Source organism: Streptomyces sp. NPDC041784, from assembly GCF_055591025.1.
This window is the reverse complement of record NZ_JBVJAB010000007.1, coordinates 383,591-405,724: the sequence shown is the minus strand read 5'-3', so window position 1 is coordinate 405,724 and position 22,134 is coordinate 383,591. Positions and strand designations below refer to the sequence as shown.

Sequence of the window (22,134 nt, the reverse complement as noted above, 5' to 3'; positions counted from 1 at the left end):
ATGGCGACCACGACTCCCCGCGTCGGGCACAAGCCGCGCACGGCACGGCACGCGGGTGCCTCTTCGGGCCCGCTGGTGGTCCGCCCCGCCCGGCGCGCCTCCCGCCGGAAGAGGCGCAGCGCCACGCTGACCGCCCTGACGGTGATCATGCTGGTGTACACGTTGCTGCCGCTGGCGTGGCTGGCGATCAACGCGACCAAGACGCAGAAGGGGCTGTTCGACTCCTTCGGCCTGTGGCTGGATGGCGACTTCGCCCTGTTCGGCAATATCGCCGACACCTTCAGCTACAACGACGGGATCTTCACCCGCTGGCTGCTCAACACCGTGCTGTATGTGGTGGTCGGGGCGGGCGGCGCTACGTTCCTCGCGACGCTCGCCGGATACGGGCTGGCCAAGTTCGACTTCCCCGGCAAGAAGGCCGTGTTCGCGACTGTCATCGGAGCGGTCGCGGTGCCCGGTACCGCACTGGCGGTTCCCACCTTCCTGATGTTCTCCGAGATGGGGCTGACCAACACCCCGTGGGCGATCATCATCCCGTCGCTGGTCTCGCCGTTCGGCCTCTACCTGATGTGGACCTTCGCCACCGACGCCGTCCCGAAAGAGATCCTGGAGTCGGCGCGCGTCGATGGCGCCGGCGAGTTCCGCACGTTCTTCCGGATCAGCATGCCGATGCTGGCGCCGGGAATCGTCACCGTTCTTCTCTTCAACGTGGTCGCGACCTGGAACAACTACTTCCTGCCGCTGATCATGCTGAAGGATCCCGACTGGTACCCGCTGACCCTCGGCCTGAACAGCTGGAACGCCCAGGCTTCCACCGTGGGTGGCGAAGCGGTCTTCCATCTCGTGATCACCGGATCACTGCTCACCATCGTCCCGCTGATCGTGGCGTTCCTGCTGCTCCAGCGGTACTGGCAGTCCGGCCTGTCCGCCGGAAGCGTCAAGGGCTGATCTGCGCCCGCCGACTGCAACCCCTCCCAGGTACACCGCACGAAAGGGAACACCCCATGACGAGAACCCGTCGTCACGCCCTGCTGCTGGGCGCCGCGGCCCTGTCGGTGGCACTCACCGCCACTGCCTGCAGCTCCTCCGGCACCGAGGACTCGGGCAGCGCCAAGCCTGCGTCCAACGCCGACATCCAGGCCGCCCTGAACGCCGGGGGCGAGATCACGGTCTGGGCCTGGGACCCGACGCTGAAGAAGGTCGTCAGCGATTTCGAGGCCAAGTACCCCAAGGTCAAGGTCAACCTGGTCAATGCCGGTACCAACAACGACCAGTACACCGCGCTGCAGAACGCGGTCAAGGCCGGATCGGGTGTCCCCGACGTCGCCATGATCGAGTACTACGCCCTGTCGCAGTTCTCGCTCGCCAAGTCCCTCACCGACCTCAGCGCCCTGGGTGCGGACAGGCTCACGGGCACCTTCTCCGCCGGCCCCTGGAGCGCCGTCCACGCCGGCACCGAGGGTATCTACGCCCTGCCAATGGACTCCGGCCCGATGGCCTTGTTCTACAACAAGGAGGTCTTCGACAAGTACAAGATCAAGGTGCCGGCCACCTGGGAGGAGTACATCGCCGCGGCCAAGAAGCTGCACGCCGCCAATCCCAAGGCCTACCTCACCAACGACACCGGCGACGCAGGCTTCACCACCAGCATGATCTGGCAGGCCGGCGGAAAACCGTACACCGTCGACGGCACCGACGTCGGCGTGAACTTCGACGACGCCGGCACCAAGAGGTTCACCACCGCCTGGCAGCAGCTCATCAGCGACAAGCTGCTCGCGCCGGTCTCCCCCTGGAGCGATGCGTGGTACAAGGGCCTCGGCGACGGCACGATCGCCTCCCTCGTCACCGGCGCGTGGATGCCCGCGCCCCTCGCATCGGGCGTCAAGGCCGGCGCCGGCAAGTGGCGTGTGGCGCCCATGCCGCAGTGGAAGAGCGGGCAGGAGGCCACCGCCGAGAACGGCGGCAGCTCGCTGGCCGTCATGCAGGCCAGCACCAAGAAGAAGCTCGCCTACGCCTTCCTCAAGTACGCCACCGTCGACGAGGGCGCGCAGACCCGCGTCGACGCCGGGACGTTCCCCTCCACCACCAAGCAGCTGAAGTCCCCGGACTTCCTCAATAAGAAGGACCCGTACTTCGGCGGCCAGAAGATCAACGAGGTGCTCGCCGAGTCGGCCAACGACGTCCTCATCGGATGGTCGTACCTGCCCTTCCAGGTCTACGCCAACAGCATCTTCAACGACAACGTCGGCAAGGCCTACGTCAGCGACACCACCCTGCAGGACGGCCTCAAAGCCTGGCAGGACGCCTCCCGCAAGTACGGCCAGGAACAAGGCTTCACCGTCAAGTAACACGCCGCCGGCCCGTGTCCCGCCCGCCTGTTGGCGGGACAGCAGGACCGTCCAACGGCACTTCTTCGCACCTCCACCCTGAGGGCACGAGGTCGCACGACCGGCCGCCAACGGCCGCCGCTGACGACGACCTCAGCGACCCGCCCCCACCATCGCCCCGCCGGCCACCTGACAGGCCGGCGGGGTCCCACCCCGGGCTCACCGAGCCACACGCGGCCTCCCTCCCCCAAGGAGCAACCCGGATGCACGGACGCTCGCCCAGCATCCTGCCCAGGCCACCGCCCGCGCGGATTCGGGCACGGGTGGTCGCGATCACCGCGGTCGGCCGCGCAGCCGCCAACAGCATCCCGTGCCCGCCGCCCCGAGCAAGGACACTCAGCGGGCGGTGACAACGCCGTAGCGGGCCCCACCCGCAGTGGCCCCTTCTCCACAACAAAGGCCGTGCCCGCCAGCCCAAAGCGAGCACGTCAACTCAGCCGACCCCACGTTCCCCGGCCGCCCGGCGCCCATCACCACCTCGCGCCGTGCCTTCTCCGGAACACACCCAGGCGCCACCACCGCATCACAACCGCCCACCGCGGCAGATCGCTTCGTGGCGCCCTAGGCGGCAACGACCGCCTGCACAGAGCCGCATGCAGAAAAGGAACACGACATGCCCAACTCCCAACGCACCCGGCCAGGTCCTCATTCCGCCGTACTGCCTCCCGCCCGTACCCGCTTCCTCCGCCGCGCGCTGGCCTGCCTCGCGGCCGCACTGATCGCCGCGCCGATCACCATGCTGTCCACCGCGTCGCCGGCGGCTGCGGAAACCAACCCGACGGACGCCAGCAAGTTCAAGGGCGTGAACTGGGCCATGCCGGGGGACAACTTCGTCCATGGCGACGTCGTCCCGGAGGGGCTGAACAGCTCCGACAGCTACGACACCGTCAAGGCCAAGGCCAACGCCATCCTCGGCGGATTCCAGAGCACGCTCGGCGCCAACACCGTCCGGCTGCCGATCAACACCCACTCCGTCCCCGGCACGACGTGGGGCGACAAGTACACCGGCGCCATCGACGCCGCAACCGCCAAGGGCTTCAAGGTCATCCTCTCCTACTGGGAGGACGATGCGGCCCAGAGCGGCAGGATCACCGATATGGCCGCCTTCAACTCGATGTGGGACGCGGTCATCGGTAAGTACGGCTCCAACAGCCTGGTCTACTTCGAGCCGATGAACGAGCCCAACGGCTACAGCGCCACCGACTGGGCGAACCTCGCCGCCAAGTGGGTCACCGACCGCCCCTCGGTCCCCAAGAACCGGATCATCGTGAGCGGACCCGGCTCGAACGACTACGTCACGACCGTGTGCGCCGACTCCCGCCTCGACGGGACCTACCTCTCGCTCCACCACTACGCCTTCGGTAAGCCGGCGAAGACCTACAGCGAATGGGTCACCGACTTCAAGAGCAAGGTCGGCACCTGCGGCACGCGTACCATCCTGGACGAGTTCGGCGCGCCGATGGACACAGGTCTCAACTACAACGACGCGACGAGCACCGACAACTTCGTGCGGTACCTGCGTGCCGACACCGACACCGCCCGTTCCCTCGGCATGGGCACGGTCTACTGGCCGGCCCTCGGCGGTAAGCGCATCGACCGGCCCACCTACGACTGGTACTCCCTGTTCGACCTCAACGGCAGCGGCACCAACCTGGCGCTGGGCGTTCGCAACATCAGCGGCATCGACCGCCTGAAGCACGCCTGGGGCAGCGACCCCGGCTCGAACCCGAGCATCCTGCGCAACGTCGGCAGCAACGGCTGCCTCGACGTCCCCCTCGGCCAAAGCAACGTCCAGGTCCAGGTCTACGCCCAGTGCTGGGGCGGCGACAACCAGCAGTGGACCCGGACGCCCTCCGGGCAGATCACCGTCTACAGCGGTACGAACAAGAAGTGCCTGGACGCCTACGGAGCAGGCATCAAGAACGGCACCTTGGTCGGCACCTATGACTGCAACGGCGGGGCCAACCAGAAGTGGATGTTCTACTCCGACGGCACGATCCGGGCAGTGCAGTCGCCCGATATTTGCCTGGACAGGGACGGGGCCACCTCCAAGGTCCAGCTCTGGTCCTGCTGGGGCGGCAACAACCAGAAGTGGCAGACCAGCTGAGAGGCCACCCCCCGCCTGACACACCCACAGGCCGGTCGCGGACGTCAAGAGCCGCGACCGGCCTCATCCCCGGGGCGCTCCCCTCCGGGCCCGAGCAGCGGACCGGGTCCATCCACGGTCCCATCGGCACTCCGAACGTCTCCCCACCACGAAGCGAGGAAAGCTGTGCCCCTTGACGACCTGACCGCATTCCACTCCGGCTTTGCCTGGGGAGCGGCCACCTCCGCCTACCAGATCGAAGGCGCGGTCGCCGAGGACGGCCGAGCACCCTCCATCTGGGACACCTTCTGCAAGCAGCCCGGCACCGTCGCCGGCGGGGACACCGGCGACATCGCCTGCGACCACTACCGCCGGTGGCCCGACGACGTGGCGTTGATGAAGGCCCTCGGCCTCAACGCCTACCGATTCTCCATCGCCTGGCCCCGCGTCATGCCGGACGGGGACAGCCGCGTGAACCCGGCAGGGCTGGCCTTCTACGACCAACTGGTCGACGCACTGCTGGAAGCGGGCCTTGCTCCTCATGCCACCCTCTACCACTGGGACCTGCCGCAGGCCCTCGAGGACCGCGGCGGCTGGCCCGCCCGCGACACCGCCCTGCGATTCGCCGACTACGCCACCGTTGTCGCCGACAGGCTCGGTGACCGGGTCACCAACTGGGCGACGCTGAACGAGCCGTACTGCTCCGCATGGCTCGGCCACCTCCAGGGGGTCATGGCGCCGGGCCGCACCGACCTGACCGCCGCCGTGCGCGCCTCACACCACCTGCTGCTCGCCCACGGGCTCGGCGTCGAGGCCCTCCGGTCCACCGCCTCACAAGCGCGGGTCGGCATCGTCAACATCCTCACGCAGTCCGAGCCCGCGAGCGACCGGCCCGAGGACATCGCCGCCGCCCGCCGCGACGACGGGCACAACAACCGCTGGTGGCTCGATCCCATCCACGGCCGCGGTTACCCGGCCGACATGGTCGAGGTGTACGGGACCGAACCACCCGCCAAACCCGGTGACCTGGAGACGATCGCCGCGCCGCTGGACTGGCTCGGCGTCAACTACTACAAGCGGTCAGTCACCGTCGACGATCCGCAGGGGCCCGCACCGTTCGCCCGTCCCGTCACACCGCCGGGCACACCCCGTACCGGAATGGACTGGGAGGTCCACCCGGACCGGCTGGAACACCTGCTCGTCCGGATCAGCGAGGACTACGCACCGCGATCGATCTTCGTCACCGAGAACGGCTCCGCCTACCCCGACCGTGCAGCGCCCGACGGCAGCGTCCACGACGTCGAGCGCATCGCCTTCCTGGAGTCCCACCTGGCAGCCTGCGCGCGGGCTGCCCGCCGCGGCGTCCCGCTCGACGGCTACTTCGCCTGGTCCCTGCTGGACAACTTCGAATGGGCCTACGGCTACTCCCAGCGGTTCGGCATCGTCCACGTCGACTACGAGACCCAGACACGCACCATCAAGGACAGCGGCCACCGCTACGCCGAGATCATCCGCGCACACGGGCGCACCACACAACACGCAGCTTCCGTCGCGATTCCCACCCCCGAGAAGAGAACCTCTGTTCGGAGGAGCGGCGCAGTAACTGAAGACCCTCGTCACCAGGGGACTGTCTGACGCTTCTTGGTAGCTGTTGTTTTGGGGCCTCCTGAACAACTCGTTGGTATCGAATCACCGAGCAGGAGGCCCCGGTGCCGCAGTGTTCCGTGTTGATGTCCGTGCAGTCCAGATCGGTCGCCCTGGAGTGTGACTGCCTGGCTCACCGGTTTTCGGAAACGCCGCGGACAACGGGGTCCGCAAGTGCCGATACCCGACGGACAGGACGGACGCGGAGCGGGCGGCGGTCCGGCCGCTGCTTCAAGACGTCGAGATCGTGGTGATCGAACTCGGCATCGACGTCAACCACCCCGACTTCGCCGGCGTGATCGACGGCACGACCAGCTTCGTGCCGGGTGAAGCCGTCACCGACATCAACGGGCACTGCACACATGTGGCCGGCACGATCGTCGGTTCCGGTGCCGCCTCCGCCGGCGACAACCAGGGGGTCGCCGCCGGCGCCGACCTGTTCGTCTGCAAGGCGCTCGGTGGCGCGGAGGGCTACGGCCAGGACTCCCGGGGCATGGCCGGCATGCCGTGGGTCGCCGAGTCCGGTGTGGATGTCGTCAGCATGAGCCTCGGCGACTCCTACCCGAAGGACTGCAGCGACCTGGCTGCCTCAGTGTCTGTGGATGTCGTTTCAATGTGAGTTCGGGAGTCACTCGGGGCGGGTCGCCGTGATCGATGTCAGTGGGATTGGGTGTAGCTGTGCTGGTCGCGTTGCCTCGGGCGACCGTCACTTGGGGTGCCCAGGGAAGGAATCATGACGTTCGGTCGGCGGCCTGAGGACACCGTGAGGCTGGCGGCGCCGAGGAGGGCGCGCTGGTCAAGGCGGGTGGCTGCGTGCCGAGGATGCTGGCCCTGAGCCGTTCCCGGCTGGTTCGGTCGGCTGCCGCCTGGGCATCGAACCACGGCCTCAGGGGGTCGACACACCACTGGTGGTAGAGCGTCGTCAGGTCATGATCCGTCAGGTCGTGGCGGGCGATCCGGCGGGCGGCTCGCAGGGCGAGGGGGATTCCCTCTCCAGAGGGTCGGGCTGGTGTGGACGGCGCTGTCGCCGATACCGATCAGGCCCCTGACCTGCGGCCCGTGCTCGTCGACCAGCGTCGTCCGCCGGTTGTCGAGTCCTCCCATCACGTGCACCAGGGGACCGGCCGATGGTGCAGGGACAGCCGGTCCCCTCCACCGGGGAAGAGTCTTGCCGCGGCGTCGAAGGCCTGCGCATCTCGTCAGCGCCACCGCGAAGTAGCCGTTGTCGGAGGGGAACACCCCGCAGGTGCGAACAGGGCCGCGTATCCGAGAGCGGGCGGCGCCAGCTAGCGGGCCTTGCCTTCTCGCAGTGCCCCGTGATTGCCCGCCATCCCCGCGTCTCCCGCTGGATCGGTCGCGCGAGGGGCACGTCGACCCGTTCGATGCAAGCTTGTGGTGGGACGGTCGCTGAGGTGACTTCGCTGAGGTGACTTCGGTTGGTCAGCCTGCTGCCGGGCTCTGCGGAACCTGCGCTCGTATGAACCCGTGGCTCCGCTCCACCTTCGCCACATGCAACGTGTAGCTCTCGTACCACTCGACTTGCCCGCGCTTTTGCGCCTCGCGGTGCTCGGCGTTGCGCCGCCACTCCGTGAGGGCGTCGGCGTCACGGAAGTACCCGACGCTGATGGACAGCCCACCAGGCGTGTGCGCCTCGTCCATCCCCAGGAACCCAGGGACGTCCTTCACCAGGTCTTCCATGCGTGCGGCGGTCTCGCTGTAGCCGCTCTGGTCCTGGGTTCGCACCGCTGTGAAGACAGCCGCGTAGTAGGGGGGGTTCAAAGGCCTCGACGGGCGCGACAGGCGCTTCGGAGTGATTGCTCATGGCGTCACTGTAGGCCAGGATGCGCCCAACGATCCGGCGCCTTTCCTGAACGGGATCCATAAGGGATCCGGCTCTTTACCAAAGCTGTCTGAGCTGACGTTCTCCGACCACCTGACGGCCGACTTGACCTCGCGATCCAGGTCAGCCAGCCAGTTCGGCTGGGCTCGGGTGCGGGCGCGCCGGCAGGATTCGGTGCCTGTTTGGATGATCGCGCCGTTGAAGGGCAGACGGTCGACGATGGCCGCGCAGAGGCGGGGGTCGGTGAAGGTCTTGGTCCGGCCGCTGAAGGATTCGTTGCCGGCGATGGCCCACCGTTCGTTTCCTCACACTCCGTCAAAACCTGGAACAGCGGTTCGGTCGGCGCCGCGGCGGTTCGGTTCCATACAGCCAAGTTCGTCGATACACAGAAGATCGACACGCCGTAGCGGGCGATGGTCTTCGACAGCTGCTTGTCGTCAGGGGCCTCGACCAGCTCGTTGACGAACTTGGTCACGAGCAGTAGCGGACGCGGAGGCCCTGCATCGCGGCCTCGGTGCCCAGCGCGATCAGCAGGTGGGACGTGCCCGTGCCGGCGTCGCCGATCAGGCATCGCGGCTCGCATGCTGGGGTTCGCGTCGAAGCCAAAGCCCGCCCCGGCTTCTTCCTCGGTAAGCGTCACTGCCCGTACCGAGGCCCTGCGCACGGTCCGCCAGGTCACGTTGTACTCGCCCTGCAGTGCCCGCCGAGACAGGCCGTTGCGGTCGTGGTCACGGCGCATCACGGCGTACAGATCTACCTTCGACTCCGACATAACCCAGCCCCCGCCGAGGCGGTCCGGGCCCGGCTCGACACCGTCGCGGACATGGCCGACCGGGTTGAGCCCGCCTGCCATCCACGACGCAGGACACGCGACGTCCGACGTCCGATATCTGACGTCTGACGTCTGACGTCTGACGTCTGACATCTGACATCTGACATCTGACGTCCGCTGAATCGGCCCGGTGGCGGTCGCCTGCCTTCACGGGAACAAGCTGTCCACCTGCGCACAGTCCGTGCCGGGGCCGGGTCAGCATTCGGGAGGCGGAGGCGCCTCTCGTGCGCAGACTTCACTCAATGCGACGCCTCGATCGCGCACGGCGTGCGTTCTGGTCGTATGTTCGATCCATGGGGGGTGTGCCACCCACCCGAAAGGTTCCCGATGGAACAGCAGATCGTCCAGATCAAGATCCATCCCGCGATCGGTATCGCCCGGGTCGGCAACAGCCCGACGCCGCCCTTCATCGGCCCGGAGTCGCCGGACGCGGCACCGTCGGAGCTGAGCACGTACAAGGACGTCAACGGGATGATCGTCCGGCAGGCGGCCCGCTTCCGTGTCTACGGCTACGACCGCGAGGGGAAGGTGGTGCGGGAGCTCAAGATCACCGACAAGGACGTCTCCGAGATAACGTGGTCGGTGCACCTGGCCAACAAGAAGGCGGCCTGGTACCAGTTCCACATCCCGCTCGACATCCCCGAGGCCGTTCACCTGCCCCCCGCCCGGCGCGGCCTGCGGAACGCGACGCAGGCCCACCGCGCGGACCTGATCATCGATCCCGGCCAGCGGATCCTGCACGCGTCCCAGCACGCGACCGAGCCGACCGCGAGCTTCGACACCGGGAAGATCATGGGCCGTACGGTCCCGCTCGGCGAGATGACGACCGAGAAGGACGGACGGTTGCTGGTCGTCGGCGGCCACGGGACATCCGCGTCCTGGATGTCGCCCGAGGCCCCGATCACGGGCGTGGCCAACAACGACGGCTGGTTCGACGACGTCTCCGACGGCCCGGTGACCGCCAAGGTCATCCTCAACGGCCGAGAGGTGCCTGCCACCCCGGCCTGGGTAGTGGTCGGCCCGCCGCACTACGCGCCCGCTGTGAAGACCGTGCGGACCCTCTACGACCTGCTGCAGGACGTCTTCTACGCCGAGGGCACGCTGCCGGTGCAGCCGGAGGTCTCCTACGACGACGACATCGAGCCACTCCTGGCCCGCTTCTGCGAACTGCAGTGGGTCAACCGCGGGTTCGCCACCCAGTTCGGCTGGAAGGGCCCTCACGACTTCCTGGACCCGCAGCTGCGCCGACGGCTTCGCGCCCCGGGCCGGACCAGCGCCGAACTACGCCGCCAGGTCTACGTCCAGATGCGCGACTACGAACGGGACGGGACCTCACCGCTGCCCTGGCCATGGCTGTACGGCGACGCCATGTCCGCCAAGAAGCCCGACTCGGTGCGGCAGCACATCCCGCTCTCCAAGCTCCAGGACCAGAAACTGGCCGAGTGGGCGGACGGCCGCTTCACCCCCGACTCGCGCCGCCCCCGCTACCCGGACGTGGACGAGGCACCCGCCGCGGTGCAGCCCGAGCTGCTGGACCGGGGCGCGCTGGAGAACTGCGCCGCCGACGCCTTCCACCCCGGCTGCGAGGTCACCTGGCCCATGCGGCACGCGACGATGTACTCCGAGCCCTTCCGGATCCTGCACCGCACGAGGCCGGAAACCGAATACGACTACGAAGCGGTTCTCACCAAGGACGTGCTCGCCCGCAAGGACGGTCCCCTGTACGCGCAGGGGCCGGGCGACCTCACCCGCTGGATGGCCGCGCCCTGGCAGTGCGACACCGCCAGCTGCCGCTCCGGCTACCAGACTCTCAGCGGCCTGGGCCCACGCTACAGCCCCTACCTGCCCACCTTCTGGCCCGCCCAGATGCCCAACCAGGTCCTCAAGGCCGCCGACTTCGACATCGTCAACGACACCAGCAAGAGCGACGAGGCGCGGCAGCAGGCCTTCGAGAACCGGGCAGTGTGGCTGCGTGGGCTGCGCGGCGGCACCTACGACCAGCAGCGCCGTCAGATGATCGACGACTGGCACGAGTTCGGCATCGTCCACGTGCGCGAATACAAGGGCGACGACGGGCAGTTCCCCCCTCGCATCCAGGTCGAGTCACCTCCCGGAGCCCTCCTGGCCGAACAGCCGGATCACGCCAACCTCATCAACATTCATGTACCGCACGCCGGTGCGCCCATGCTGGCCGCCGCTGCCGGGACCTGGGCCGGCGCCGTGCCGGCCGACCAGGTGGAAGAAGCGCTGGTGACACAGGCGATCCACGAGGCCATGGACGCCACCGGCTACGACGAGGACGCGATCACGGCCGGCTATCTGGAGAAGCTCGACCCGCTCCACGACGCGCTGTGACCACCCACAGCGCCCCGGCCTCCTGCGGCCGCGAAGGCTACGACGTCGTGGTCGCGGGCGGCGGTCCCGCCGGGTGCGCCGCCGCCCTCACCCTCGTCCGGGCAGGCCGCACGGTGCTGCTGGCGGACGCGGGAGGCGGTCCGGCCAAGCTCGGCGAGGCGCTGGTGTCCGTGGCCCGACTGCTGCTGGCCGACCTCGGTGTCGCCGACGCGGTCCTGGGCAGCGGCCACGCACCGTGCTACGGCAACCTCTCCGCCTGGGGTTCGGCCGAACTGCAGGCCGTGGACAGCCTCCGCGACCCCTACGGCCACGGCTGGCACCTGGACCGGCGCCTGTTCGACCGCCGACTGCGCGCCGCCGCCTGCGCGGCGGGCGCGGTCGTCGCTGAGCACACCGCCGTACGCCGCCCCGTCCGGCAGCCCGACGGCGGCTGGCGCATCGCCCTCCAGGGCCGCGACGACGGCGTGGAGCGGACGGTGCGCTGCCGCTGGGTGGTGGACGCGACCGGGCGCAAGGCCGCCATCGCCGTGCCCGCCGGAGCGCGCCGCCGCACCGTCGACCGACTGACGGCCCATCACCTCACCCTGTCCCCCGTCCCAGGTGCCCCTGACCGTCCGGCGGACGGTCGCACGCTGGTCGAGTCCGACCAGGACGGCTGGTGGTACACCGCTCTGCTGCCCTCCCGGCAGCGTCTGATCGCCTACTTCACCGACGCCGACCTGCCTGCGGCCGCCCCGCGCACCGCGGCGGACTTCCGCCGCCGGCTGCTGGCCACGCGTCATGTGTCCGTGCGGGCACGGCCGCACGGAATCACCCTCCTGGAGCCGCCCCGCCGTGCTCCCGCGTGCACCGCTCATCTGGACCAGGTGCACGGGGACGGCTGGACAGCCGCGGGCGACGCGGCGGCCGCATTCGACCCGCTGTCCTCACAGGGCATTCTCACCGCCCTCTACACCGGGCTCAGCGCCGGCCAAGCAGTGGACGCCCACCTGCGCGGCGACACCACCGCCATGGACGACCACGCGGCCAAGGTCGCCGCCGCACGCCACGCCTACGAGCTGGGCCACCGCGCCGTCCACACGCAAGAAGCCCGCTGGACCCACCGCCCCTTCTGGGCCCGACGACACCCCCACACCGCGAACGGCCACGACTACCAGGCGGCCCTGACCCTCGACTTCGAGGACTAGTAGGACCTGTCCGGCCGATCATGCCGCAGACGCGGGTGTGGCACGCCCTCCCCCAGAGGGGGTACTCCCAGCGGCGTTGGTCGTCGGTTGCCGACTCCCCCGCGCTCGGCTGCGCTCGCGCGGGGGACCCCCATCGCGTCGACGCCCTCCTCCGCCTTGCAGCTGCACGCACCACACCCCGCTCACCGGCACTACCGAGGCACCGTCGCTATTCCTGCGACTTGATCGGCCGGACAGGTCCTGGACGAACCGATGCCGCCCTCACTCGGGCAGTACCAGCACGAGCACACCCAGCGCTGGTCCGAAACCATCGCCGCGTACGACGGATTCGTCATCGTCACCCCCGAGTACCACCACGGCATCCCCGGCGTGCTGAAGAACGCCCTTGACTACCTGCACGCCGAGTGGAACAACAAAGCCCTCGGCCTGGTCTCCTACGGTGCCGCGGGCGGCGTACGGTCCGCCGAACAACTGCGCCTGGTCGCCGCCGAACTCCAGATGGCCGACGTACGCCAGCAGGTCACCCTCTCTCTGTTCACCGAATTCGAGAACTTCAGCGTCTTCAAACCCGCCGACCACAACCAGCATGCGCTGACCACCATGCTCGACCAGGTCGTCGCCTGGACCTCGGCGCTCGCCCCGCTACGGTCGGCCCCAGGCGTCGCGGCGTGAGCCACTCGGCCGGGCGGGTCAGCCGACAGAACCGAAACCGAAAGATGAACCGCAACACCCAGCTCGCACGAACGGACTCACGATGTCCAGATCCCCTGCGGACCTGATGCAGGTGAACCTCCTCAAGGTTTTCAACGAACCCGATCCGGTCCGTCGGGCCGCGGTCATCGCCGAGAACTATCCCGAGGATGCGGTGTGGCATGAACCCGCCCCCGAACTCGCATGCATGCCGTACACGCCACACACCATGGTGAGTACGGCGACGACGGCGACCCGGGCGGTGAGCTTGCGCATGTCCTCGTTCTGGGCGAGGCGACAGTCACCTGGCCAGGTGGTCCTGGCGGATGGAGCCGATCAGTCCGTCGAAGGAGCCGACCTGTTCGGTGGCGCAGGCGAGTTGGTCGGCGACGTCGGCGACGTCGCGGAAGTACGGGCGCACCCCGGCGCCCACCTCCAGGCATCAGGTTCGTCATCCCACGGCTCAAGGTCCCACTCATCGCCGAGAGTTCGGCCGCATGCGCCACAACCCAGCCAGGGGCGAGCCCGTGAAGACGACGAAAGACCCCGCCTCTACGATGGACCGATGGCGTCGATCAAGCAGTTCCAAATCACCTTCGACTGCACAGAACCTGAGCGTGTCGCTCGTTTCTGGTGCGAGGTGTTGGGGTACGTCGTGCCGCCGCCACCGGAGGGGTTTGCCACTTGGGACGATTTCGATCGCGCACTGCCGCCTGAGCGTCAGAGTTCGGCGTTCGCGTGCATTGATCCCTCAGGTGTGGGCCCGCGACTGTTCTTCCAGCGCGTTCCCGAAAGGAAGGTCGTCAAGAATCGGCTGCATCTTGATGTGCGGGTCGGCATCGGGCTCGTCGGGGAAGAGCGCGTGGCCGCACTTGAGGCCGAGTGCGCACGACTGGTCGCACTCGGCGCGGTACGCGAGCGACTACTGCTTGCCGATGGAGTCAACGAGTCGTGCCTCGTGATGCAGGACATCGAGGGCAACGAGTTCTGTCTCGACTGAATGGCCGCGAAGGTGACACCTTCGCGAGTCGACTGGTGCAGTTCGCCATCACGAGAGTCACCGTCCCGCGGCGCGCCAACGGTCCTCAACCCCCTCCTCTCCGTGAATCGCCTTCCTCGGCGGACGAACAGGCGGCTGGACACAGACGCGCGGGACAGCTCGTAGCAGGTCACGCCCGACCGCACAGGCCCTCGTCCGGGACACTTCTTGGCCGACGACCACCGCGGACCTCGACCTCGGACTCCAAGACTCCGTGAGTCTGTAGGTCTGTGACTGTGCGACCGGCCGTGCCTTGGGACTGGTGGGCTCGCGTATTCGCTGTCGCGAGATCCCAGGGTTGCCGCGTCCGTTGGCTGCAGCAGCTTCGCATCGAAGCCCGCCTGGCATCCTGGCCGCATGAACGCTGACGCCCCGACTCCGGTCCATCTCGACAAGGTGATGGACGGGGGGCGATGAATTCCGCCTTGCCGGCTCCCATGGTCCGGCGACTGTTCGCATGGCGGCGGGGTGGGGGGAAGGTGGCGGGGCGTCCGGACCTTACCGAGGACATGCTCGCCGAGATCATCGCGACCGACGACCACTGGCTCTTGCACAGCCTGGCGCTCAACGACCGGCTGCCGGACCGGTTCCGCATCCGTCTGGCCGCCCATCAGGACAAGGCGGTGCGGTCCGCGCTCATGGTCCGCGCCGCGACCGCACCGCGGGAGATGCTGGAGCAGCTCATCGACGATCCCGACCCACAGGTCCGCGAGTACCTGGCCAAGGGTCAGCACACGCCGCCCGACCTTCGGGCCCGCCTCGCCGCTGACTCCGACCCCGCGATCCGCGCCGCGCTGGCGAGGTACTGGACACAAGCGCCGGAAGCGGTCCGTCGGATCCTGTTGACCGATCCCGAGGCCAGGGTCCGCGCCGCGGCCTGTTCGACCTACTTCGCGCATGGGCCTCATCCGATACCGCCCTCGGACCTACTGCCGGCGCTGTTGGCGGACCCTGTGACTCGGGCGGGCGCGGTGATCTACGCCGCTCTCGACGCGGACACTCTCCAGCAGCTCGCCGGTGATCCGGACAGCGAGGTGCGCGCTGAGCTCGCCCGGCATCCCGACTTGCCGCCGGCGGTCCGCGAGGTCCTTGCCGTCGATCCTGCCTTGAACGTCCGGGTGAAGGTCTTCGCTCGACCCGACACGCCGGAGCACGTGCGGGCACAGATCCACACCTCGGTCCATGAACTTTCGCGTTCGATGGCCGATCCGAGCCCCGACGCCGACGACGAAACAGTCCTGCACTGGTATCAAGACGTCGCCGCACGCACACGGAGCTGCGGATCCTGCGCCTGCCATGGGTTACGGCCGATCCGCTGCCGCACATCGACTCGCCCTATGTCAGCTTCCGAGTCTCAGCGGCCGTCAGCAAGGCCCTTCCCGTCAGCGCGGTGGCCCGACTGCTCGACGACGAGGAGGAGATCGTCCGCCTCACCATGGCGCACACCGCCCCGCACCTGGTTGATCCCGCGACCGCCGAGGACATCGAGCGCCGCTACCGCCGACGGGACAAGTTCACGTTCTGGTGGGACAAGGAGGAGGTCTTGACGTTCCCCTCAGAGGCCCTGCGCCGCTTCGCGACCGACCCTGAACCCCGGCTCCGCTCCTTCGCCCCCCGCGATCCGAATCTGCCGTCGGAACTCGCCGAGAAGCTGGCATCCGACCCCCAAGACCGCGTCCGCCGCGCGGTCGCGCCCCACCGCAATCTCCCGCTCCCATCCCTGTTCCGACTCCTCGCCGACCCCTCGGAGCGCGTCGCGGAGGCCGCCGGTGCCTCGCCGTTCCTTCCCGTCGAGCGCATGGAGTGGCTGTTGACCCGGGCGGGCTTGTAGCGGTCATGTCGCTCAAGCTCCGTTGGGTCGCGGATACCCCGACCATCCAAACCTTTCGGATCACGGGGCCACTGGTGGGCTCACGTACTCAACTGCCACTCGGAGGCCAGGTTGGCCGTGGTAACCCGGTGGTAGCTCAGAGCCTTCGCGACGACTGGGGCAGGCATGTGCGGAGAAGGAGTTCCGCGAGCGGTTCGGGAACTGGGGACGGTGGCTCGCCGAGCCGAAGAAAGGTCTGGTGTCCGGCGCGGGTGGTGTCGTCCAGCTTGAGGCGGACGACGCGGCTGAGCGGCTGGGCTGAGCAGGACGATGCTCCCCGCGACCCGGGCTCGCAGAGGCTGACTCGGGTCGGTGAGAAGGCGCCCGATCAGCTCCAGGTGCTCGGTCTGCGGCGTCAGCGCGGCCCGGCTGATCTGCACTGGCGGCAGCCGCAAAGCTTGGGTGATTTCGCTGGCCGAACACCATGGCAGGAAGCTCCGGATGCTGTTGCGGGCGTAATCGTGTGCTCGGCATGCCAGGCGTCGACGCCGGTCTGACCACAGGTGGCGAGGGTGTGGTCCCGATCGACACGGCGCCCCCTCCCTCGATCTTGATCTTGTTTGGGACGGGAATTCCCCGGGCCGCCGAAGTCCGACGCGGAGCGCGGCCGTCGGCGCCCTCGGCAGGAGGGCGCCGACAGCCGCTGGTTCTCAGCGGTTGGTCCACAGGTTCCAGAAGAAGGTGCCCTCAGCGCACTGGTAGCGGTCCCAGTGCCCGCGCTCGATGCCCTGCTGGCCGGCCGTCTGGCAGCCGCCCAGAGTGATGTACTTGCCGCGGTGGACGTCGAGGCCGTCGGCCGCCCGGACAGCGGTCACGTGCGAGGAGGCTGTGGCAGGCGCGGCGACAGCGGGCGTTGCGCTCAGGCCGATCCCGGTCACGGCGATCGCTGCGAGGGCGGAGAGCAGGGTACGTACACGCATGGCGTAAGTCCTTTCGGTGAGGGGTTCTTGAGCCGGCGCGTGCGGCTTGTGCCGGCATGGCCACGACCACCGGCGCTCACCCTCAGGGGTGATCTGTGCAGCCGGTACGCCGAGTTTGCGGGCCTGGATCCGCCTTCACAACCAGATCCCGTCTGCTTCACTGATGTCGGGATCAATACATTCCTGACCTGCTGGGACGTGTCTGTCCCGGGACATCAAGCAGCCGCCGGGACACCCCCTGCGGCACCCCGCAGGGAGACCCCTATCCATGAGTGGCCGACAACCGGAACACGCAGCGGCAGCACGAAGGCTGGGCGAGGCACTGGGGCACTGCAACAAGGCTCGGGCCGCACGCTCCGGGATCTGGAGGCCCAGGTCCGCATCAGCGACTCGTCCCTCTCCCGCTACTTCCGCGGCGAGACGGTGCCCCCGTGGGCTGTCGTCCGGGACGTGTGCCGGGCTTTTGGAGCAGACCCCAGCGCCTACCGGGCGCTGTGGGAGGCAGCCGACCGCTATCGTCCCCATGAACCAGCCGACATCGCGCCGCCGACCGCACCGGAAGAACCCGCCCCCTCCTGGTGGCGCCTTCTGCGCAAACAGATGTCGGGCCGGTGGGCTTTCGCCGCGGCCGGCACAGCCATCGGTCTCGCGGCCGGGTTGCTGCTGATGCTGTTAAACCTGCAGCGTTCACCCGCCGCTCCCCCCGCACAGGGCGCCACCGGAATGAAAAGCACCGGGACCGGCTACGGCTATGCCGGTCTGCTCGTCCACAACGTCGAGGAGGAGTGCCAGAAACCCCGCACCCCGAACTGCGCACTGCACCTGGCCTGGGACCCCTACCGCCCCTACGTGACCGCCAACTCGGCCGAACGGGTCTGGCACCACGACCTGCTCCACGCCCGGTGCCGGATCGCCGACGGCGTAACCGTCACCGATGAGAACAAGAAGCACAGCAGCATCTGGCTTCAGGTCACACGCAAAGGGCAGCACCTCTGGTTCCCCGGTATCCGCGTCGACCCCAACAGCCTCAACCAGCTGAGCGCCGTGCTGCCCCGATGCCCAACATAGGCAGCGGCGCCCCCACCGCCTGCCGACAGGGTGCAGAACCGACCTGGGAACAATGGGGGACTCCCCCGGCACGGCCCTCCACAGCCCGGCAGACACAGGCCGGGCCGGTAGGTGATCTTCTTCCCCCGGAATGGACGTAGCAGGCCGTGACCTGAAGGACCTGTTCAGGACGCGGTCGCACGCCGCATCCCCGGCGGCGAAGGCCGGCATCACGCTGGGCCCGAGTCCGCCGTCGTCCGGCGACAGGTCCGGCGCAAGCCGCCTGGTCGGCGCTCACCGTCGAGCACGACTCCGCCCGGCTCGACTTGGATGACGGCGCCGCCGAAGCCGGCGTCCGGGCCCCCGGGCTCCCGCGCCGGGTCGGCACGCGAGCCAGCCCGGCGCGGGAGCCGTCGACGCGATCTCATCCCCCGGGCCCGTCGGTCAGGATGGCGAAGGCGGTCAGTCCCAGCGGTAGCCGTCGCCGAAGTTCAGCGTGTGCTCCAGGACATCCTCCATGGGGTCGTCGATCTGGCCGGTGTTGATCAACGCGACGACGGGCGCGTTGTGGGAGTCACGGTGAGTCTCGTCCGCAGCGGCGGTCCCGGCGGCGGCCGTGCAGAAGGCGGCGGCAAGGGCGCCAGTAATGATCTTCTTCATGTGGGGCTCAACGACGCCGACCCCCGTGGGGTACGCAATCAGCGCGGCGACCAGGTCTGAAGCGCCAGCCCGGCGGGAGCCGTGACTTCGGCGCCTCTGGTTTCCCCGTGGGCATGCCGGAGCCGGGCTGAGGGGCCGGACCAGACGTCTCGGATATCCCCTCTTCCCCAACCCCGTAGTCGCCGAATCCCCTCTGGACCGGCTCATCAACACCAGCCACCAGGTCATCATGAGCAGCCCAGCAATCGGCTGAACAAGCGCCCCGAGAACCCCACCGATGAGCCCGACAACCCGCCGATCAGCTGACTTCAGGAGCCGCCTCGTCGAGCGGCAGCGCCAGGGCAGCGACGAACCGGTGACACTCGGCGGCCGCGTCCGGAGAGTGCGTGAGGCCACGGGCGAGGCTGGCGCGAGCATCCTCAGTACGGCCTTGCAGAACAGGCATGGCCGGGAGGAGAAGCCTCGCGCGGTCCGGGTTCGGCACGTAGCCACCGACCTTGAGTGCCTCGAATCAGCGCGCTGTGCCTGGAAACCGTCTCCGAGATCCAAGGAGCAGACCTCGCCGGCGCCCTTGAGTCAGCCGGCATCGGTCAGCCGTAGCCAAGGGGTGTCCGGGCGATCATGTGCGGAGCCAGATGACCAGGGCTTCGGCGGTCGCGATGCCGAGGAAGACATAACCGCGCTGGTCGTAGCGGTTGGCCACGGCACGCGAAGCACTGACTCTCGACCCCACGCGCTCCGACGTCGTGCAGGCCGCGTGGTGCGCCGCTCAACCGTCGTACGGCTCCTCGGCGACGACCGGCCTCGCGCCCTCGCCCTGTCCGCCGGGCTCGGCGCGGCCTCGTTCTCCTACCCCGTGCGGCCATCACCCTCGCCCGTCCCAGTTCCGTAAGGGAACGGACTTCACCATGGCGATGCCCTTCGAGCTCGCCTCCACCAACGTGGTGATCAAACTCGACGTGACCTGGCTCTGTTGATTGGCAGTTCCCGGCCGCGGAGCGCGTCGGCGACCCGATCACGACTTGGTGATCTTCTCTGCGCACCAGGTACGCGAGACAACGGACGGCCTGACCGCCTCATGACAGTCGTTGCCACGGCCGTAACAGTCGCAACTCGCGGGCGTTGTTGACCGTAGGGATAATGGAGCCCATCCGTGCCCCAGACGCCGAGCCGCTCCAGCAAGTGGCCGGACCGGAAGGAGCGGCATGAGGCAGCGCAGACTGGTCACTTTGGGCGCCGCACTGTGTACAGCCGCAGCACTGAGCCTGGCAGTGCCACATGTCGCCGCTTCCGTTCCCCATCAGTGTTCCTACCTCTCATCGGCATCTCGGCCCACGCTTACATACGGTGACACCGGTGTGGCGGTCAAGCAGGCGCAATGCCTGAGCAACGCGTGGGGAGGCCAGCCGCCCAAGCTCACGCTCGACGGGGCCTTCGACTCGGTCATGCTGAAGAAGATCAAGTGGATCCAGGGCTGCCACGGTCTGCCGGCGAGTGGCGTCATCGACGGTCGCACTTGGCAAGTGCTCTACCACCCTGCCCTGGACTGCTACAACCCCTATCCCGTTTGAGCAGCCGATTGCTCCCTTGCCCAGACCGAGCGAGCACATCGCGAGCCTGCTGAAGGCGCTGGGGCGGCACGGCGGAGAACCTCGGTCGCCAGGCCGCCGGGTGGACGAGAAATACTTGACACGACGCGTCCCACCTCCTTCACCCAGCGCGGTCAGCGCCAGGTCGTACCTCAGGCACTCCTCGACGCCTAGGAAGCCCCCTGACTGCAGGCCTCCGAACACTGGGACGGCATACCCGCAGCCCGGACCGCGGATGCATGCTGCCCGGGTTGGTCCTGGACCTCGATGCCACACTGATCACCTGCCACTTCGATAGACAACAGGCCGCACCAACCCATCCCACACGGCCGTCGTTCCAGGCCGTGAACTGACCTGTCTCGGGGGGCGCCCGGTGAAGAGGTTCTTCGGACCGGTGAGAATGGCCGAACCGCGAGTCTCCGACGCCGAGCAGGAGCTCTTCGGTGGCCCGCTGCGCTACGACATTGGCTGGTCCCATCACATAGCCGGCGGCCGGTCCGGCCCCGCCACGGGAACGAGGCCGACCGCTCCGGCGCCAACGGAGGGATCCCGCACCGCCGATCTTGTTGTTCCCGCCGCGCTTCGCGAGTTCGGCGGCGACCGTGATCGGGGCGGCGGGCTCCCCGGCTGGCTGCGCAGACGTCCACGATCGCGGCGTAGATCGCGTCCGCCGTCGACCTGCATTCCGTGGAGCAGGCGTGGTTCATGGTGTCCAGGTGGAACGCGCCATGGAGCGAAGGGCCTGACCGCCATGGGCCGCGCGTGAGAGCCCTGTCACCGCGCGTCACGTAGCTGAAGAAGGTATGCCGCAGTCAGCGCAACGGCGCGGTCCGCGTCATGCGACAGCTCTACGAGGGCACGTGACGCCGTGGTCCCCGGGATGTCCGCCAGCGCCTGGGTCAGCCGTCCACGTGCGGGCGCTTCAGTGGAGTCGTGGGCGAGGTGGTCGACGAGCCTGGTCGCGATCTGGTCGGCCCTCGTGGTGTCGCTCGCCAGCACGCCTAGTGCATCGGCCGCATCGGTGTCGTTTCCTCCCTCCACGATCATGTCGATGAGGATCGGGACCACATCGGCCACTCCACGGGTCCCGAGCGCCAGAGCCGCATACCCGCGGACCGCCACGTCGGGGTTCGCAAGGGCGTCGCGCAGCCGCGCGGTGGCCTCATCACCGGGCATCTCGGCGAGGCACTGAACGGCACGTTCCCGCACCGCGGCCACCGGTGAGCCAAGGCCCTCCGCGAGCAGTGCCGGGCCGCCGTCACCCGATCGCGCCAGTGCCCATCGAAGGGCTCCGGCGACGTTCGGCTCCGTCTCGCTCAGCGCCGCCTCGACCAGGGCCTCCACCGGCACCGGAACCTCGTCGGCCGAGGAAGCCGAGGAAAGGGCCGCGCGCTGGCGCGCGTCGGGGCTCGTCGACCCAAGTGCCTGGAGGAGCGCAACGATCTGGAGGACGTCCTCCCAGTCGGCGGGTTCCGCGGCATCGATCCGGCGGAGTCGCGTGAGCAGCTCGGTCTCGGCCGCGAGGCGTTCGCGCGTCTGACGGATGAGGTCGTCGACGAGCGCCGAAGGCGTGAAGCCGGGTTCGTCGAGCGCGCGCCCGATCTCACGCAGCGACAGCCCCAGCGACCGCAGGCTCTCGATATGGAAGATCCGCCGGATGTCGTCGCCGGAGTACTCCCGATAGCCGGAGCCCGTACGACCCGAGGGCCGCACCAGGCCGAGCGACTCGTAATGCCTGAGCATGCGGGCACTGACCCCGGCCCGTCGCGCCACCTCACCGATCAACACTTCCTATCGTCCCTCCTGGCCGGAGCCGCCGAGGACCAGGACCCGCTTCGCCTCCTCGATCGCGAACCCGAATCCGGCGTCCGGGTCGCGCAGCAGCCGTTCCGTGGCGAGGGGGGGGGGGGGGGGGCGGGGGTGGGGGGGGGGGGGCGGGGGGGGCCGAACCGGTAAAACAATCTCCCCCCCAGGGAACCGCGCCTGGT

At 68.6% G+C, this 22,134-nt stretch carries 15 protein-coding genes and 5 pseudogenes; 14 read left to right on the top strand and 6 right to left on the bottom strand.

What is annotated here, in order from left to right; genetic code table 11:
- From ACZ6D7_RS18405 to ACZ6D7_RS18385, 5 genes are all read left to right on the top strand, one after another.
- Positions 1–948, top strand: a complete 948-nt coding sequence (locus ACZ6D7_RS18405; RefSeq protein WP_469491467.1) for a carbohydrate ABC transporter permease — start codon at positions 1–3, stop codon at positions 946–948.
- A gap of 56 nt (positions 949–1,004) precedes the next feature.
- The gene (locus ACZ6D7_RS18400; protein ID WP_469491465.1) at positions 1,005–2,348 is read left to right on the top strand and encodes an ABC transporter substrate-binding protein; all 1,344 of its coding nucleotides are present in this window, start codon (positions 1,005–1,007) and stop codon (positions 2,346–2,348) included.
- A 652-nt stretch (positions 2,349–3,000) separates the two neighbouring features.
- The gene (locus ACZ6D7_RS18395; protein ID WP_469491463.1) at positions 3,001–4,494 is read left to right on the top strand and encodes a ricin-type beta-trefoil lectin domain protein; all 1,494 of its coding nucleotides are present in this window, start codon (positions 3,001–3,003) and stop codon (positions 4,492–4,494) included.
- Between the two features lie 165 nt (positions 4,495–4,659).
- Positions 4,660–6,108, top strand: a complete 1,449-nt coding sequence (locus ACZ6D7_RS18390) for a GH1 family beta-glucosidase (RefSeq protein ID WP_469491462.1) — start codon at positions 4,660–4,662, stop codon at positions 6,106–6,108.
- A gap of 256 nt (positions 6,109–6,364) precedes the next feature.
- Positions 6,365–6,736, top strand: coding sequence for a S8 family serine peptidase (locus tag ACZ6D7_RS18385; RefSeq protein WP_469491460.1), 372 nt, complete (start codon positions 6,365–6,367; stop codon positions 6,734–6,736).
- Between the two features lie 821 nt (positions 6,737–7,557).
- Here the strand turns inward: ACZ6D7_RS18385 and ACZ6D7_RS18380 are convergent.
- Both ACZ6D7_RS18380 and ACZ6D7_RS18375 read right to left on the bottom strand, forming a co-directional pair.
- Positions 7,558–7,939, bottom strand: a pseudogene (locus ACZ6D7_RS18380) (antibiotic biosynthesis monooxygenase family protein).
- Between the two features lie 158 nt (positions 7,940–8,097).
- A pseudogene (locus tag ACZ6D7_RS18375) lies at positions 8,098–8,533 on the bottom strand (ATP-binding protein); the annotation flags it as partial.
- A gap of 583 nt (positions 8,534–9,116) precedes the next feature.
- On the opposite strand from ACZ6D7_RS18375, the gene ACZ6D7_RS18370 reads away from it, so the two are divergent.
- The 3 genes from ACZ6D7_RS18370 to ACZ6D7_RS18360 all read left to right on the top strand — a co-directional run bounded on the left by ACZ6D7_RS18370 (position 9,117) and on the right by ACZ6D7_RS18360 (position 13,003).
- On the top strand, positions 9,117–11,144 hold the full coding sequence (locus tag ACZ6D7_RS18370; protein ID WP_469491458.1) for a LodA/GoxA family CTQ-dependent oxidase: 2,028 nt from the start codon (positions 9,117–9,119) through the stop codon (positions 11,142–11,144).
- A complete protein-coding gene (locus tag ACZ6D7_RS18365) occupies positions 11,141–12,331 on the top strand; it encodes an FAD-dependent oxidoreductase (protein WP_469491456.1) in 1,191 nt (396 codons plus the stop codon). The genes ACZ6D7_RS18370 and ACZ6D7_RS18365 overlap by 4 nt, the downstream gene beginning before the upstream one ends.
- A gap of 252 nt (positions 12,332–12,583) precedes the next feature.
- Positions 12,584–13,003, top strand: coding sequence for an NADPH-dependent FMN reductase (locus ACZ6D7_RS18360; RefSeq protein ID WP_469491454.1), 420 nt, complete (start codon positions 12,584–12,586; stop codon positions 13,001–13,003).
- A gap of 222 nt (positions 13,004–13,225) precedes the next feature.
- On the opposite strand, the pseudogene ACZ6D7_RS18355 reads toward ACZ6D7_RS18360, so the two are convergent.
- Positions 13,226–13,436, bottom strand: a pseudogene (locus ACZ6D7_RS18355) (magnesium transporter CorA); the annotation flags it as partial.
- A gap of 150 nt (positions 13,437–13,586) precedes the next feature.
- On the opposite strand from ACZ6D7_RS18355, the gene ACZ6D7_RS18350 reads away from it, so the two are divergent.
- Both ACZ6D7_RS18350 and ACZ6D7_RS18345 read left to right on the top strand, forming a co-directional pair.
- On the top strand, positions 13,587–14,021 hold the full coding sequence (locus tag ACZ6D7_RS18350; RefSeq protein ID WP_469491452.1) for a VOC family protein: 435 nt from the start codon (positions 13,587–13,589) through the stop codon (positions 14,019–14,021).
- 1,429 nt (positions 14,022–15,450) lie between these two features.
- On the top strand, positions 15,451–15,891 hold the full coding sequence (locus ACZ6D7_RS18345; protein WP_469491450.1) for a hypothetical protein: 441 nt from the start codon (positions 15,451–15,453) through the stop codon (positions 15,889–15,891).
- Between the two features lie 689 nt (positions 15,892–16,580).
- Here the strand turns inward: ACZ6D7_RS18345 and ACZ6D7_RS18340 are convergent.
- Positions 16,581–16,850 (bottom strand): hypothetical protein, encoded by a 270-nt coding sequence (locus tag ACZ6D7_RS18340; RefSeq protein WP_469491448.1) that lies wholly within the window; start codon positions 16,848–16,850, stop codon positions 16,581–16,583.
- Here ACZ6D7_RS18340 and ACZ6D7_RS18335 point away from each other — a divergent pair.
- Positions 16,746–17,273 (top strand): annotated as a pseudogene (locus tag ACZ6D7_RS18335) (hypothetical protein); the annotation flags it as partial. The gene ACZ6D7_RS18340 and the pseudogene ACZ6D7_RS18335 sit on opposite strands and share 105 nt — an antisense overlap.
- 300 nt (positions 17,274–17,573) lie before the next feature.
- Complete coding sequence (locus ACZ6D7_RS18330; protein WP_469491576.1) at positions 17,574–17,918, top strand: hypothetical protein; 345 nt, start codon at positions 17,574–17,576, stop codon at positions 17,916–17,918.
- Positions 17,919–18,359: 441 nt separating this feature from the next.
- Here the strand turns inward: ACZ6D7_RS18330 and ACZ6D7_RS18325 are convergent, their stop codons facing one another.
- The gene (locus ACZ6D7_RS18325; RefSeq protein ID WP_469491447.1) at positions 18,360–18,557 is read right to left on the bottom strand and encodes a hypothetical protein; all 198 of its coding nucleotides are present in this window, start codon (positions 18,555–18,557) and stop codon (positions 18,360–18,362) included.
- 154 nt (positions 18,558–18,711) lie between these two features.
- Between ACZ6D7_RS18325 and ACZ6D7_RS18320 the strand changes: the two are divergent.
- Positions 18,712–18,863: pseudogene (locus ACZ6D7_RS18320) on the top strand (ATP-binding protein); the annotation flags it as partial.
- Positions 18,864–19,915: 1,052 nt separating this feature from the next.
- Entirely contained in the window at positions 19,916–20,128 is a 213-nt protein-coding gene (locus tag ACZ6D7_RS18315; RefSeq protein ID WP_469491445.1) for a peptidoglycan-binding domain-containing protein, read from the top strand.
- A 792-nt stretch (positions 20,129–20,920) separates the two neighbouring features.
- On the opposite strand, the gene ACZ6D7_RS18310 is transcribed toward ACZ6D7_RS18315, so the two are convergent.
- Positions 20,921–21,934, bottom strand: coding sequence for a MerR family transcriptional regulator (locus ACZ6D7_RS18310; RefSeq protein ID WP_469491443.1), 1,014 nt, complete (start codon positions 21,932–21,934; stop codon positions 20,921–20,923).
- Between the last annotated feature and the right edge of the window lie 200 nt (positions 21,935–22,134).